Source organism: Nostoc sp. DedQUE09 (genome assembly GCF_034530915.1).
In the GTDB taxonomy this organism is placed as follows: Bacteria; Cyanobacteriota; Cyanobacteriia; order Cyanobacteriales; family Nostocaceae; genus Nostoc.
In genome coordinates, this window is sequence record NZ_JAVRCE010000075.1 from 1 (window position 1) to 15,020 (window position 15,020).

General features: G+C 40.7%; 12 protein-coding genes and 1 pseudogene. 10 read left to right on the forward strand and 3 right to left on the reverse strand.

The window, feature by feature from the left end; translation table 11 throughout:
• The 4 genes from RMY27_RS30600 to RMY27_RS30615 all read left to right on the forward strand — a co-directional run.
• Positions 1-182, forward strand: a 182-nt coding sequence (locus RMY27_RS30600; RefSeq protein WP_322668592.1) for a hypothetical protein, incomplete at its 5' end; no start/stop codon positions are given.
• A 412-nt stretch (positions 183-594) separates the two neighbouring features.
• Positions 595-1,680, forward strand: coding sequence for a CHAT domain-containing protein (locus RMY27_RS30605; protein ID WP_322668593.1), 1,086 nt, complete (start codon positions 595-597; stop codon positions 1,678-1,680).
• Between the two features lie 13 nt (positions 1,681-1,693).
• A complete protein-coding gene (gene lepB, locus RMY27_RS30610; protein ID WP_322668594.1) occupies positions 1,694-4,249 on the forward strand; it encodes a signal peptidase I in 2,556 nt (851 codons plus the stop codon).
• Between the two features lie 44 nt (positions 4,250-4,293).
• Positions 4,294-6,234: a S8/S53 family peptidase gene (locus RMY27_RS30615; RefSeq protein WP_322668595.1), complete on the forward strand. Its 1,941-nt coding sequence runs from the start codon at positions 4,294-4,296 to the stop codon at positions 6,232-6,234.
• A 368-nt stretch (positions 6,235-6,602) separates the two neighbouring features.
• Here RMY27_RS30615 and RMY27_RS30620 read toward each other — a convergent pair whose 3' ends face one another.
• A complete protein-coding gene (locus tag RMY27_RS30620) occupies positions 6,603-6,761 on the reverse strand; it encodes a hypothetical protein (protein ID WP_322668631.1) in 159 nt (52 codons plus the stop codon).
• 288 nt (positions 6,762-7,049) lie between these two features.
• On the opposite strand from RMY27_RS30620, the gene RMY27_RS30625 reads away from it, so the two are divergent.
• From RMY27_RS30625 to RMY27_RS30635, 3 genes are all read left to right on the forward strand, one after another.
• Positions 7,050-7,805 carry a ParA family protein gene (locus RMY27_RS30625; RefSeq protein WP_322668596.1) on the forward strand — a complete coding sequence of 252 codons (756 nt, stop codon included), beginning with the start codon at positions 7,050-7,052 and terminating at the stop codon, positions 7,803-7,805.
• Complete coding sequence (locus RMY27_RS30630; RefSeq protein ID WP_322668597.1) at positions 7,802-8,911, forward strand: ParB/RepB/Spo0J family partition protein; 1,110 nt, start codon at positions 7,802-7,804, stop codon at positions 8,909-8,911. Before RMY27_RS30625 ends, RMY27_RS30630 begins: the two co-directional genes overlap by 4 nt.
• Positions 8,912-9,002: 91 nt before the next feature.
• Complete coding sequence (locus RMY27_RS30635) at positions 9,003-11,873, forward strand: DEAD/DEAH box helicase (RefSeq protein WP_322668598.1); 2,871 nt, start codon at positions 9,003-9,005, stop codon at positions 11,871-11,873.
• Between the two features lie 13 nt (positions 11,874-11,886).
• Here the strand turns inward: RMY27_RS30635 and RMY27_RS30640 are convergent.
• Positions 11,887-12,102, reverse strand: a pseudogene (locus tag RMY27_RS30640) (ParA family protein); the annotation flags it as partial.
• A 150-nt stretch (positions 12,103-12,252) separates the two neighbouring features.
• Here RMY27_RS30640 and RMY27_RS30645 point away from each other — a divergent pair.
• The 3 genes from RMY27_RS30645 to RMY27_RS30655 all read left to right on the forward strand — a co-directional run bounded on the left by RMY27_RS30645 (position 12,253) and on the right by RMY27_RS30655 (position 13,214).
• Positions 12,253-12,468, forward strand: a complete 216-nt coding sequence (locus tag RMY27_RS30645) for a hypothetical protein (protein WP_322668599.1) — start codon at positions 12,253-12,255, stop codon at positions 12,466-12,468.
• Positions 12,458-12,886, forward strand: coding sequence for a type II toxin-antitoxin system VapC family toxin (locus tag RMY27_RS30650; RefSeq protein WP_322668600.1), 429 nt, complete (start codon positions 12,458-12,460; stop codon positions 12,884-12,886). Before RMY27_RS30645 ends, RMY27_RS30650 begins: the two co-directional genes overlap by 11 nt.
• A gap of 79 nt (positions 12,887-12,965) precedes the next feature.
• Positions 12,966-13,214: a hypothetical protein gene (locus RMY27_RS30655; protein ID WP_322668601.1), complete on the forward strand. Its 249-nt coding sequence runs from the start codon at positions 12,966-12,968 to the stop codon at positions 13,212-13,214.
• 345 nt (positions 13,215-13,559) lie between these two features.
• Here RMY27_RS30655 and RMY27_RS30660 read toward each other — a convergent pair whose 3' ends face one another.
• Complete coding sequence (locus RMY27_RS30660; RefSeq protein ID WP_322668602.1) at positions 13,560-15,008, reverse strand: NB-ARC domain-containing protein; 1,449 nt, start codon at positions 15,006-15,008, stop codon at positions 13,560-13,562.
• Positions 15,009-15,020: the final 12 nt, after the last annotated feature.

The following is a 15,020-nucleotide window of genomic DNA, read 5'->3' on the forward strand; positions in this document are numbered from 1 at the left end:
TGGTAGCAGTAGGGCTACTGTATAGCTACCAGTTGGGGAATCATCAAATTTTCAACAACTTGCTTTTTTACTACTCAACTGGTAGCGGTGTGTCACCAGTTGAGCTACCCAACAGCTACCAGTTGAGCAAGGTATTTAGAACTACTATTTCAATACTTGTAATCTACATAAAACCTATGTAATAAGTGGTATTTACAGCAAGCTTTGGTGTAATTCAAAAGTGGAGTGCAGGTTTTAGGTTACAAAAGTAGTATAAAGTAATATGAAAAAGATAGAGTTTTGCTCAAAAGCTGACTTTTCCCGTTAAGTCTCTCAGGAGCGCTGCCAACTTTCACTCTTGTCGTGTAATTTTAACGAAACTAACCACAGTACTTGGATGCCAATTGTGTTTGCTTCGATGTTCTAGAACACCGATTCATGAATAAAATACGAGACTGAGAAACCCTATTTTAACGTGTAATACAACCAAATATTCCTTGTTACAGCAGTGTATATACGGAAATTTTTAGTATCATCAATATTGGTTAACCTATTTATTGATGAGAGCAAGATCTCAAGATTACATATGTTGAAAAGTCCTGTGGTGAGTTCAATATGAAAAAAATCCTCATATTGTTAGCCAATCCTCAAGAAAAGAACACACCGCCTTTAGAATTGGATCGAGAGCTACATCAAGTCGAGCAAGCCTTAGAACGGACAATCAATCACCAATCATTTGAAATCACCATCCGGTGGGCTGCAAGGGTAGAGGATCTGCGCCGAGAATTGTTGCACTCAAAACCACAAATTGTCCACTTTTCTGGGCATGGATCAGGCAATTATGGTTTGATTTTAGAAACAGAATCGCGGCAGAAACAGTTTGTTAGTAGTGAGGCATTAGCGGGACTGTTTGAGTTATGTAAAGACTATGTTGAATGTGTCCTGCTCAATGCCTGTTATTCAGAAGAACAAGCGATCGCCATTCATCGCCACATTGATTATGTCATAGGCATGAATCAGGCAATTCTAGACACAGCAGCAATTCAATTTGCCATCGGATTTTATGATGCCCTAGCTGCTGGACGTTCCTATGAAGACGCCTATCGATTAGGCTGCAACGCCATAGCTTTAGAAGGAATTAAAAACTCAGCAGGCGAATCAGAAGCCCTGACTCCCGTACTGAAAAAAAGGCGATGGATTGTGAATGAAAAAACAGTTTTAGAGAAAACTAGTCTCCCGGAATTTGTAGAAACAGATAAATTAAAACCGCAGCCAGAAGTGAAATCTTCTCTTCCCCAATCTATTACTATTAGCGGTGGCACAATCTCCGGTCAAGTTGGTCAAGCAGGTGGAAACCTCAGCCAAACACAACAGATTTATCATAGTCAGGCTGAAAAACAACTTAATGTCATAGAAGTAGTAGAGTTAATTAGTCAAATAGAAACTCTAGTTAAACAATCAACAATACCTGAAGAGCGTAAAAGCAAAGCGATCGCTCATTTAGCAGCAGTAAAAGAAGCCGCAACAGAAGAAGAACCAGACAAAGACTATGCAGCTAAAAGTTTACAAAAAGCAACCAAGTTTCTTAAAGAAAGTAGTGCCACAATTGAATCAGCAAAAAAACTGTGGCAGCAAATTACATCGATTCTGACTCAGTTACTTCCTTGGTTAGGTGTTGCTCCCAATTTCTTCGGTTTGTGAGGATAATTAAAAGGTGAATCAGCCGTCATCGCCTGAACCAAATCAACGAACTAATATTGATGACTCTTCTATTTCCGGTCAGGTGGGTCAGGCTGGAAGAGATAGTACCCAACATCAGGGAACTGGGAACATCTTCAAAGATGTAACAATTTATTTTAACCCGCAAAAGAAAGATTCAGACAATCGCCAAACTCGACAAGAAGATTTAAATCGCCAAGCCTTGCTGAACAAAGTCCACAATTATTGGATTAAAGGCGTAATGGAGCGATCACTCTACAGCCGCATCAAGATAGAACTAGGATTAGAAGAACGGTTAGATGCGATCGATTTAGTATCGGAAACACCAGAACATCTACGGCAATTTTTGCCACCAGGGATGAAGGCGATCGCAAAATTCGATGAATTGGGAGTTGGTCGGACTCTGCTGATATTAGGCCAACCTGGTTCTGGTAAAACCATAACAATGCTAGAAATTGCCAGCGAATTAATTGAACGCGCCAAGCAAGACCCTCAAGCACCAATTCCAGTGGTGTTTAATTTTTCATCTTGGGTTCAGGAAAGATGCAAAATGGTAGATTGGTTAGTCAAAGAATTTGAAACTGGCATCTACAAAATCCCCAAAGTTATTAGTCAAAACTGGATTGAAAATCAACAATTACTGCTTTTATTAGATGGCTTAGACGAAGTGAGAGAAGAACTTAGAGAATCTTGTGTACAAGCCATCAACCAATTTAGTCAAGATTATGGACGCACGGAAATCATTGTTAGTAGTCGGATTAAAGCTTATGAAAACGTCTCTCAATACCTGCGGCTGCGGTTTCAGAATGCTATTCTTCTCCAACCTTTGACATCTGAGCAAATTGAAAATTACCTAAATCAAGCCACAGAAGAATTGCACGGAGTCCAAATAGCAATGCAAACCGACCCCGTGCTGCAAAAATTAGCGCAAACACCGCTAATGTTAAGCATCATGGCATTAGCATATCAAGATGTGCCAGCTTCAGAATTTTCTGCGATGAATCTAGAAACACGACAGCAGCATCTTTGGGACAAATATATCGATCGGATATTTGAACGCAAACACCGTGATCGCCCCTATTCCAGAAATCTCACTCTGCACTGGTTAAAGTTCTTGGCGCAGCGAACAATCCAAGAATCCCAAACCCAATTTCTCATTGAACAAATTAAGCCCAGTTGGCTCAAACCAGGAATGCAACGCCGGATCTATCCCCTTGCAGCCGGGTTAATTGCCGGATTGATTGTTGAGTGGGTTTATGGGTTCCCCCTAGGTTTAATAGCCGGTCAGCTAAGCTTCCAAATGCTCATTGGATTAACGATTGGTGTACTAGGAGTAATTGCCAGTCTCAATTTTGAAATTCAGTTATTCACAGCTATTAGGCGATCGTGGTCTTTTAGAAAAGCATGGAAAGCTGCCTTTGCAGGGCTGATCAGTAGCCTCCTGATCGGAGTAATCATTTGGCTGATTGGTACACCACTCGGTCTAGTTGCCAGCAGCCTACAATATTTTTTACTGATGGGGTTGAACACAGGTTTAGCGATCGCTGTCATTAGTGCAATTTTGGTGGGATTAGTTGATTCCAAAAAACTAGACGATGAAACCAATGCAAATTTAAATAATTTCACTGATACAAATCAAGGAGTGTGGCAATCAGCCAGTATATCTGGTTTAATCACTTTAGTTACTTTCACCGTCATCATTCTGCCGCAAGCTATATTAAATGAGTTTTTTACACCTCTTTCAGCACTATTAGGTTGTGTTAGTCTCTACGCTGGTGGCATGGCATGTATACAACACTTGACTATACGCTTGATGCTTTGGCGAAATAGACAAATACCCTGGAACTATACTCATTTTCTCAATTATGCTACTGAGCAGATGTTTATACAAAAGACAGGTGGAGGATATCAATTTATTCATGATTTACTGCGAAGAAGAATTGCTTTAAATCAAGACTTTAAAACAACTATTTTTTCAAAAAATATCAAAATTACCAGATTGAATAATGCCTTAATTACTATCTCGATCATAGCTGCTTTATTACTTAGTTTTCTACTACCTTTAACTATAAATACTTGGAGAGTACCACCTTCATTAGCAGAAAGGTGGAGTCCGAGGTTAAATACAGGCGATCGCTTAATCATTGATAGAGTTAGATTTCATTTTGGAGAATTACAAAGATGGGATATTATTTCATTTAAACCTACAACTGACATGAGAGAAGCAGGTTTTAAATATACGCGGGCTGTTAAACAAGTTTTGGGAATTCCAGGAGAAAAGATAAAGATTAAAGATGGCAATATTTATATCAATGACAAAATTTTAAATAATTCTAATTATCTTGCTTATCCAGATTTTTTAGAATATTTAAAAAATCATGGTTCTTCAATAACAGTACCCAAAAATATGTATTTGGTGACAGTAAATATTACAAACGATAAAAATAAAAATGATAAATTTAATATTCATTTAATTCCTAAAAAACAGATAGATGGCTTAGTAACATTTCGTTTTTGGCCAGTTAATAAAATCGGTGCAGTTGCTCAGTAACATCTAAGTTAACGCTATTAATCAGTAATATATCCGGTAATAATATGAAGGATAATAATTCAGAAACCCAGGAAATACAGGATATTCAACACGCAAAGCTTCAAGCTAAATTTCTCGGTTTTACAATTCAATTTATTGAAAGTGAAGATAAAGAAAATATTTTAGAAGCAGTAGCACCCTATTTAGAATGTGTCAATTTTAATAAAAACAATAATCAGCATTATAGTTGGTATGACTGTAATCCAGATTTGCTAGAAATTACCATCACATCTGAGTCTGAGCTATCGGTGGCAGAAGCATGGGACTTAACTTATTTATTACGAAGGCTCGACAAAGTAAGCTATGTTGAACCGAGGTTTGCACTCTTAGATCCCAGCGATGAGACTAAGCATTCTGAGACTGATGCTGGTACTAATGCTGAACAAAACCCATCTATTATCAAGACTAGAAGAAAATTTCCTATATATAGACAAAGACCTATAACTAAAAATTTCCCCCCAAATTGTGAATGGCATCTAGAGCAGATGCAAGTGAGAGAGGCTTGGCAAGAGTTTTTTGGCAATCATAGCAGGAACGCCGGCAAAGGTATTGTAATTGCTCACCCTGATACAGGTTATTTACCCCATCCCGAACTAGATCGTACACTCAATCTCGATCAATATAATGACGGTGAAAAAAAGGATCAATATATAGAGGGTGGGAAAGAACAAATTACCATAGAAGAGGTGCTAAACTATGTCCAAGAAAATGGAGATTTTCCCGTTGCTCTCTGGCATGGTACTGCTACAGCAAGTTTAATGGTTAGCCCTGAAGGACAACAAATCAAAGATAAAAAAGGTAAGAATTTTGTCACAGGAGTTGCTCCCGGTGCGACAGTAAAACCATATAGGTTAGGGCCTACTAGTTTAGATTTTGAAATTTTTTCTCCTAACTTAGCTCAAGCCATTAATGATGCAGCAGAAAACTCTGAAAAGGAGAATATTCGTGTCATCTCAATTAGTTTAGGGGGATATCCTACACTCTCTGTCCACAGAGCAATTATTAACGCCCAAAGGAAAGGAATTATTGTAGTAGCAGCTGCTGGTAATAGAGTGCCATTTGCAATTTGGCCTGCTGTATATGATAAAGTAATTGCTGTTGCATCCAGCACTTTTAATCAAACGATCGCCAAGCATTCTGCGATCGGTAGCCGAGTCGATGTGGCTGCACCGGGTGAGTTTATCTACGTTGCAACGGCTACTAAGAAGGATGGGAAAATCTCTTATACTGTGAAACCCAGAACTGGTACTTCCTATGCAGCACCCCTAGTAGCTGGAGTTGCAGCACTATGGTTATCTCGTCACGGCTGGGATAAGCTGATAGAAATCTATAAAATTCCAGCTAGAATTCCTCTAGTTTTTGATCAGCTTTTGCGAGAAACTTGCGATCAACCTGCTGGATGGGACACGACTAATTGGGGAGCAGGTATTGTTAATGCTTACGAATTACTTAAGACTGAACTACCAGATTCAGATGACCCTTATATTCAAGAGCCACTAGCTTATCGAGAAGTTGACCATGTTCGGTTAGATAGAGGTGGAGTTGAAACATTTGTGCATATGTTTGAGCAAACTCTCTCAGATCCGACATTTTTTGAAGGCATTAGTGTGCAAATCCTGGGAGAATCTATTCTGAAAAAACTGATTCTTAAATTAGATAATTCAAGTAAATCAGCACTTGCTCAAGAGATTAGGTCAGATGCTTTTCAATGGGCTATTAGCAAGTTTTTAGGTAAGTCAGGTAAGGATTTAAGACAGTTTCTTCGGACTTTTGGGCGAGAAATTGTGTTTTATATGGGTACAGATTTTCAGCTTTATCAGCGCATGGAAAATGCATTTAAACGAGCCGCAGGTTTACCTAGCGATAATTTTGGGGATGATTTAGGTAGTGTAGTTCGCGCATTGAAGGAATGTTCATCAGACTACTTAAAGAAGAACTTACCTTGAGCCTTCTTTACTACTGAGGATGGATAAGGACTTGAAGGGGCCGCCCAGGGGAGCAAGCCCGCCCCTTCCACTTCGGGTTGCTGCATGATTCGCAACGAGTTCTTAAATCTCGAAAGTAAGACATTGTAAAGGGAAGTAACAAATTATCTAACCCTGACAGGGCAAGGGTTTCCAGTCAGGCGTCACCGTGCCAAAACGGGAAAATCGTACGCTAAGGCTGAACGTCTTTGTCTGTCTAGATTTGAGGTGTTAATTTTTTGTTGGTGCAGAGTATTGCTAGTACTCTGCACCATCAAAAAGACTAATTCGAGTCAAAAATGAAGAATAGAGGTATGCCGTTTGCTCAAAACAAGGTATTTTCATAGCATTCAGGTTAGTCTCAATTCCTTAGCGTACGATTTTCCCAAATTGGCACGGTGATGCCTACATTGGCGAGTCGAGAAAATTGTTACTGACTTTTGACCACCTTGAAAAGTATGAACTGTGCCAATGCTCTTGGGGGAAAAATCTGACCATCGAGATTGCAAACGTTGAGTCAGGGCATTTACTTGACGGCGGTAAGGTGAAATCACGCCAATTGTGTTGTCAGAGCCAAACTAGATTCGCAAGCCTGCAAGAGCCACGAATTCTTAAAACTTGGAAAGAAGTTAACAGCATCAGCGATCGCTACAATTAGCCTTCACTGGAATTACAGATAAAACTTGGTATGAGTTGTATATTAGTAGTGAGATTTACCCCATCCCTAAATAAACAGTACCGATTGCCCGATCAACAGTTATCTTTAATTGTAACGGGGCAGGTAAACCAACTCACTTATGAGCCGAATCATCGCAGTATTTAATCAGGCGGGAGGTGTTGCCAAAACCACCCTTACCCAAAACCTGGGCTACCAAATAGCGCAATTGGGTCATCGTGTTCTGCTCATCGACATCGACCCCCAAGCCAGCTTAACTATTTTTATGGGCTTGGTTCCAAGAGAGATAGAGCAAACTGTCAACAATGCCATTGTGGATGAACAACCCCTGCCAATTCATGAGGGGATTCACGGCATGGATTTAGCACCTGCTAACATCTCTCTGAGTACGGCAGAAATGCAATTGGTTAGTGCTTCTATGCGCGATTTCCGCCTCAGAGAAGCTATTGAACCAATCCAAGACAATTACGATTTCATCCTAATAGATTGCCCTCCCAGCTTAGGTTTACTCTCTTATATCTCGCTTGTAGCCGCTACTCATGTTCTAGTGCCTTTGGAAACTCATTTCAAAGCCTTTGAGGGAACAGGCGAATTATTAAAAACGGTTGCTACAGTACGCAACAAACCAAACCGCAAACTGCAAATAGCTGGATTCGTGCCGACAAAATACGATGCCCGGAACTCCCAGGACACTCGTACCCTAGCAGCCATTACCGAACAACTAGCCAGCGCCGGAACTGTCTTTGCCCCCATTCCTCGCTCTACTGCTTTTGTTGATGCTTCAGAGGAACGAATGCCCCTTGCAGTTTATGAACCAAAGCACCCATCTGTCGCCATCTTGAAAAAAATAGCCGTTAGTTTAGAATCCTTAAAATGAGACGCACTAAAGCCAGTCAGCCCCTCAAAAGCAAAATTGATGTACCTTGGGACACCACAGGCGTTATTAATGCCGATTCTTCCCAGACTATCCCATTAGACCAGATTATTCTGCCACCTAATCAACCACGCCGTTACTTTGATACGGAAGCATTAAAGCAGTTAACCGAATCCATAAAACAGCATGGCATCCTGCAACCGCTTTTAGTACGCCCCGTTGATGGTGGAAAACACGAATTAGTCGCAGGAGAGCGGCGCTATCGTGCTGCCAAGGAAATTGGACTGAAAGTTGTCCCTGTCGTCATTAGAGAGTTAGACGACAACGCAGCTTTTCAATTTGCACTTATAGAAAACTTACTTCGGGAAGACCTCAACCCAGTTGAAGAAACTGAAGGTATCCTGCAACTGCTGTCTCTCAAACTAGGTCGAAGTGTTGAGGATATCCCCCCATTCCTGTATCGTCTACAACGCCTACAAAACAAAGCATCTACAGTTACCCATAACGTTATGGGCGCTTCCGTTGGCGTAGGTGATGAACCTACCCATAACGTTATGGGCGAAGTTGAAACTGAGTCTACTAATAACGCTATCAGTGACGATGAAGGTGATATTGAATTATCTACCCATAACGTTATGGGCGAAACCGAAACGGATGATTCAGCCCTTAATCATGAGCCTGCTGTCAACCAAGACCTCAAAATCGTTGAAGGAGTGTTTGATGGTTTAGGGTTAATGACCTGGGAATCTTTCGTTAAGAACCGCCTGCCCTTGTTAAACCTCCCAGAAGATATCCTTGATGCGCTAAGGGAAGGCTCACTTGAGTATACCAAAGCCAAAGCCATCGCCCAGATTCAGAAATTAGATGAGCGCGTTGAATTTTTAGAACAAGCTATTGCAAACAACTGGTCTTTAAGCGAAATCAGACAGCGCATTAGTGACAAGAAAGCCGCAGCATCTACCTCTAACACCGAGTCTAACGATTACAAAGAGCGCTTTACTGCTGCGACTACTAAACTAAGAAAGTCCCGTATTTGGTCAGACCCTAAGAAACGCAAGCAAATAGAAAAACTACTTGCACAACTGGAGACGCTGACAAATGTTGAGTAACCTGACATACCAAAACCAGGACGTAGAAGGCAAAAGGCTCAAATATTTTTTATACTAAGCTTTAGTGCCTAAGATTCATGTTTAAGTGACCATGCTAGAGTCAGAAAAACTTATCCAGATAGTACAAGCTTGGTTAGGCTATATCAGGTTAGAAGAACTGACTCAAGCTGAAGTCGAGCGTTCTTCAGATATCTATTCAAAAGTAGTAGATAAGGGAGTGCAGCTTGTTGGCAACAAGCTACTGTTAGATAGCGAAGTATTTACGCAATTCCAGCAACAGCAGCAAGCAGCTAAAAGAGGGAACAAAAATGATGTTCAGATGGCTGTTGCTTTCCCACAAATCTATAGAATCAACGGCAAGGGCAAAGACCAAAAGCTGAAATACTTGCCTCTGTTCACCATCGATATTTCACCCATCTTAAAAGGTAATTACCGCAAAACTGGCTGGGACTTGACCGAGTACGAGTTTCAGCCAGTGGTTGTTAATTTAATGCGGCTGTACGGACTAGAGGAGGAGCAAACCGAATCACTGATTGTTGCTTCAGGAATTTTGAAATTTTTAGAAGATACATTTAAAGGAAGATTCCCAACGCTTCGAGACTTTCTTGAACTGGTGGACTTACCCGAAGGAAAATACAAAACCTCTCGGCAACCTTATTTGCTACGCTGCGACTTTACACCCTATAACGCCCTCCTGAAACTTGACCTACAAGAAATATTTAAGGAACTGCAACAACCTGACTCTAAGGCAGAATGGCTAACTGAAACTCACCCAGCGATGCAGTATCTCTGTGGTCAGCCACAGTTACCCAGAGATGAGGTGATATTCTGGGGTGCTTTCCCTTCACACGCACCTGACGAATTTCAAGCTTCTGTCCTCAAACACGCCCAGGAGAATTTACTAACTGCTGTTTGTGGGCCACCAGGGAATGGAAAAACGGAGGTGTTTCTGCACCTCATAGCACAGCAAGTAGTAAATCGAGCGTTACGACTTGTTCAGGGTCTTGATGATGTAAATAATTTAATATTCTTTGTCGGCGCTAATAACAGCACCGTTAAAAAATTCCAACAACGACTGGCTATAGATTCTCCTGCTCAACAGTTTTATCTTCCAGGCGGGAACCAAACTAATATCCGTAAGGAAACCCTACCCAAACTGCAATCAACCCAAGATTGGCTGCGTAATGCTGAATTTAATCAATCTGCTTGGGAGCAAGCCAAACTCGAATTACTGCAAGCCGAAAGTGAAATTCAGCAACTCCAAGAGCAAGACCGCTTGAATACTGCTCAAAAAGTTACTGATACCGAACGGCGATCACAACTGGATCTAGAAATCCAATCCCTCAATAACGAGATTGCTGTTACTGATTCCAAGTTACAAGCCCTAACTGAACAGCTATCAAGTTTGGCAGATTATGCAAATTTTCCCATTGATGCCTACCACCAAATACAAGAAGCATTATCCCAGGCAGAACGCGAACTACCAAAAGAGTCTGACTCTATTAGCAAACGCGCCTTGAACTGGCTTAATGCTACTACCGATCAGCGAATTTTTCGGCGGTTGGCTTTGCGGATCAACGCAGCTGTGTTAAACACCTTGGCGACAGGGTATCCTTTTCAGACCCCCCTTGACCACCCTAGTTTAACCGCAGCCCAGGCTTCTGTTAACCAAAAACTAGATTTTTCACAGCAATGGCAGAATCTTAACCGGGGAGTAACTGAAATTCAAACCCAGCTAACAGCTTTAAATAAGGAACTAGAGTTAAAACAAGCAGAACATCAGCAAATTCAGAAACAAATCGATAGTTACCCACAAGGGAATTTCTACAGTCGTTTTTACCGTGACCACCACCAATTACAGGTCGAACTGTTTCAACGTGCCTGGGCGTTTCTATTGCAAGAAGTTCTCCGACGCAAGGAGAGCGTTATGAGGGCATTGTCAACTTATGGCAGCGTCTTGACGGGAGACGGAGAGGCATTGATCAAACTGTCAACAGATGGTGATGCCATCTTCCGTGACTTGAGTTTGATTTTCCCGGTCATTACCTCCACCCTCCAATCAATGCGTAATATGTTGCCAATTCTTCAGCCTAATATCATCAAGCTGGCATTGGTGGATGAAGCGGGGACAACTCTCATACATCAATTATTTCCTTTGCTAGTGCGATCGCAACGGGCAGTAGTGGCTGGCGACCCCCAACAAATTGAGCCAATCGTTAACATGAGCGACGATAGCATCAAGCAATATCTGAAAACTGCCTTTCTGGATCGGGGTATGGGGAATGAAGACTATTATCGCTATGCCCCCACTGCCAAATACACGGCTACCGCTTATCATCGCGCTGCTGGTGCTAGTGGTACTGAAGGCGACAATGGCAATGGCATTATTCTGAGAAATCATTACCGTTGCACCCCACCCATTATTCAGTTTTGCAGCCCCAACTATCCCGGTGGTCTGCAAATCCTTTCAGGTGATCAGCAGACTGCAACGGTCAAGCATCTGCTGGCTTACCACGTCGAAGGAAGCCATTTAAATCACACCAATCCAGAAGAAATCGATGCTGTAGAAACTGCGATCGCGTCTTTGCTGAAGCAGGGCTACTCTATTAACTCGGATGACAACTCAAAGACAATTGGGGTGATGTCGCCGTTTTTGCAGCAAGCTAACGCGCTCAAGTATCGACTATCTAATCGTTGGCGAAACTTTTCTTGGGATGATATTGGCACAGTTCACACTTTCCAGGGAGGAGAAAAAGCAGCCATCATCTTTTCTCCTTACCAGTGCCACCAAGAGCATAGTTTTTGGTTCCTTAACCGGAAACCTAATTTACTAAATACCGCCGTTAGTAGGGCAAGGGAATTGTTTATTTTGGTGGGCAATCTCAGGGAACTAGAATTAGCTGGCGGTGAAACCAAGCGCTTAGTTGAACACATTCGGCAACATGGAGAGATTCGCTCTTAGTTAGGTTTGAATGTATAGCATGAGCAACAGTTTTTTGTAACTGAGATGGCACTAACCCCATGAATTTGGTCAAGGACGCTTGGGGGTCTACGTCGATGAGGAGGACGCGATGTTTTCGTCGTGCTAGGTGATATCCCAAATTTTGGGTTAGTGTCGATTTGGCAACACCACCCGCCTGGTTAAACAGGGCGATAATGCGGCATGGAGGGTCAGAAGTTGACACTGGCATTATTCCTAGAAGATACGTTGAGGTAGGGTCAACCGATTCGGTTTTAGTTTCCAGTTTATTGAAGTGTATCAGAATAAGAGAAGTCCTAGCTAAGACGGTAATTTCAGCAGTAGACTTTATATAAGAAAGCAACATTATTAAGTCATTGCTATGACAACCAAACAAGCCATTTTTGAAGCGATTGAACAACTACCAGAGCAGCACCTTGCAGATGTGTTGCAGTATGTTCAACAGCTTGCACGTACCCAGAAATCACCAGATTCCACCCCCCCCACTGACAGTAGCGACCCCCTGGCAAACTTCATCGGTGCAGTATCTCACGGCTCCCTGGCTGCCAACTTAGACTTGGAACTCTATGGCGACTAAGTTTTTCATTGATACTTGGGGTTGGCTTACGCTCCACGACAAAAGTGAACGCTATTACCAAGAAGCCACACAAGCTTACCAACGTGCCATTGCTCAAAAAGGACAAATTTATACAACTGACTACGTTCTTGACGAAACATTCACAATATTTTTTCGACGACTCCCTGCACCAATAGCCGACCAATCTATGAAAGCGCTGCTGTCAGCTTTTTTAGCCGATAACTTTTATTTAATACGCATTACTGAAGAACGCTTTGCCCAAACCCAAGTACTCCGTTCTAAATTTCTCGACAAGCCCTTGATTTCTTTTACTGACTTGACCTCAATGGTCGTTATGCAAGAATGTAACATTACAACAATCCTCACCGAAGATGCTCACTTCACTCATGTGGGCATGGGCTTTGAGCTAGTTCCCTAAGACCAGAAGGCATCCTTGAGGCACTACGCTTTGGCTCACTTGAGTACACCAAGCTAGAGCTATCGCCCAGATTCCCCAGTTGAATGAGCGCGTTGAGTTTTTAGAACAAGCTATTGCCAACAACTGGTCTTTAAGCGAAATCAAGCAGCGCATTAGTGAGAAGAAAGCCGCCGCCTCTACCGAAAATACCGAGTCTAACGATTACAAAGAGCGCTTTACTGCTGCGACTAGCAAACTAAGGAAGTCCCGTATTTGGTCAGATCCTAAGAAGCGCAAGCTTCTTGAAAAACTGCTGGCACAACTGGAGACGCTGACAAATGTTGAGTAATTTCGCATTTGGTACTGCTCCTCGTTTCAGTCGTTATATTTCCCAGCTAACAAGGCGTAATGCTAGCCTTAGCCCAACTATGTAACTTAGACAAAAAGTAACCAGAAAAAAACTCAAATGTATATACAGAGAGACTTTGACATCGTTTAGCTTAGTTTCTTGATATATCTGGGTTTCAAGTATTTTTGACCCTTTGGTGTATTTTCCTTGCCCTGCATGGTTTTGAGGCTTATTTCTGCCTCAAAAATGTTTAAGTCCCGTTAGTTAGATTTTAGTCTAGTGGGCAAGTTTGGGCATTGAGCCGCAAGAGTGCAAAAACGGAAATAGAGGCTCTTAAAGCATATCCTATATTTGCAATTGCTTAATTTTATCCCATTTCTTTGATACAGTTAATTTGTCGTCTTTGATAATATTTTCTATTTCCCTTCTTATTCCATCAATTGTTTTGGGAGACTGGTTATCACCAAGTATACTAACATCTTCTATTGGAATTTGAAGATCAAAAATTCTAGTATTAGGAACAGTGCCTATTTTCTTGATTTCTTCAGTCCACAATACAACTACTACATAGTTCAAAATATAGTAATTGAGTTCATAATAGATTTCATCGCCTTCTATTATGTGTATTAAATCTCGTTTAATTAAAGAATAAATTCCCCTATCCAAATCCCCATCCGTATAAGTTGTTTTTAATAAATTAAAATTATCTTCTTGAAATAGACACGCCCTTTTAGAGACTCCATTCTTAAGGGTAAAAAAATCAACGATATTTTGCTCTATATCTGATAAGCGCTTATATTGCAATTCAACCCAATCATCGTAAAAAAATGTCTTGAGTTGATTTATATTTATTTTTTTACCATCACCCAACAAACTTTGACATTTGTTAACAAATATCCTCATTGCAAGTGGATTACCTTTACAAAAGTCAATAACTTCACCAGTTATTATTTCTGAGTTGTTAGGAATGCTATTAAATAGATTTTGATAGTTATTTAAATCCAATCCTTCTAATTTCATAGAGTAGATTTGCGAGTTGTTTTGTAGTTCTGTAAGTTCTCTAGGTTCTTCTGATGTTGTGATAACTATGCAACTGTTGTGGTTAATTTTAGCAATCCGTTTTAATAGTTCTCCATAATCTTCAAAACCTTCTTTATAACAACCTGCTAGTTCACGTTCTTTGAACAAATCGTTCCAACTATTTAATATAATTAAACAAGGTTCTTTCATGAGAAATTTAGTTAATTGAAAAATTCCTCCATCATTACTACTATGGACTTCATTCAATTCTTTTTCAGTTACAAAAGGTTCTAAAATAGAATATATTAGGTCTTTCAAATCTCGGCTATTCTTAACATCTCTCCAAAAAAAGTGTTTAAATTTACCTTGCTCTTCCATGAAGTGATTAACTATTTTAACTGAAATCGATGTTTTACCAACGCCTGGAATACCTGAAATAATAACCACACGTTGGTTATTAGTAATCTGTGATTTGAGTTCAGCTAATTCTTTGTCTCTACCATAAAAAACAGGTATATCTGGTATACTCTCCAAAGAGGAAGATACTAAGATTTTCTTAACTTTTTCAACATCCAATTTTAAAAGGTCACAAATAACTTCCAAGTTCTCTAATCTAATGTTTTCTCCTCTGCACAATCTGTCATAAGTGCTTTTTGAAATACCAGCTTCAGTCTGAAGTTTTTTACAAAAATCCGTTTGTGACAATCCTTTAGATTTGATGGCCGTCTTAACCAGTTGTATTCCTTCTTCAGAAGCCGCCCATATTGTACTCATATTTAACTATCC

Excerpts from the sequence above, each read along its gene's own strand:
- RMY27_RS30645 (WP_322668599.1), top strand. The coding sequence starts at position 12,253 with ATGACAACCAAACAAGCCATTTTTGAAGCGATTGAACAACTACCAGAG.
- RMY27_RS30625 (WP_322668596.1), top strand. The coding sequence starts at position 7,050 with ATGAGCCGAATCATCGCAGTATTTAATCAGGCGGGAGGTGTTGCCAAA.
- RMY27_RS30615 (WP_322668595.1), top strand. The coding sequence starts at position 4,294 with ATGAAGGATAATAATTCAGAAACCCAGGAAATACAGGATATTCAACAC.
- RMY27_RS30635 (WP_322668598.1), top strand. The coding sequence starts at position 9,003 with ATGCTAGAGTCAGAAAAACTTATCCAGATAGTACAAGCTTGGTTAGGC.
- RMY27_RS30605 (WP_322668593.1), top strand. The coding sequence starts at position 595 with ATGAAAAAAATCCTCATATTGTTAGCCAATCCTCAAGAAAAGAACACA.
- RMY27_RS30660 (WP_322668602.1), bottom strand. The coding sequence starts at position 15,008 with ATGAGTACAATATGGGCGGCTTCTGAAGAAGGAATACAACTGGTTAAG.
- RMY27_RS30650 (WP_322668600.1), top strand. The coding sequence starts at position 12,458 with ATGGCGACTAAGTTTTTCATTGATACTTGGGGTTGGCTTACGCTCCAC.
- RMY27_RS30630 (WP_322668597.1), top strand. The coding sequence starts at position 7,802 with ATGAGACGCACTAAAGCCAGTCAGCCCCTCAAAAGCAAAATTGATGTA.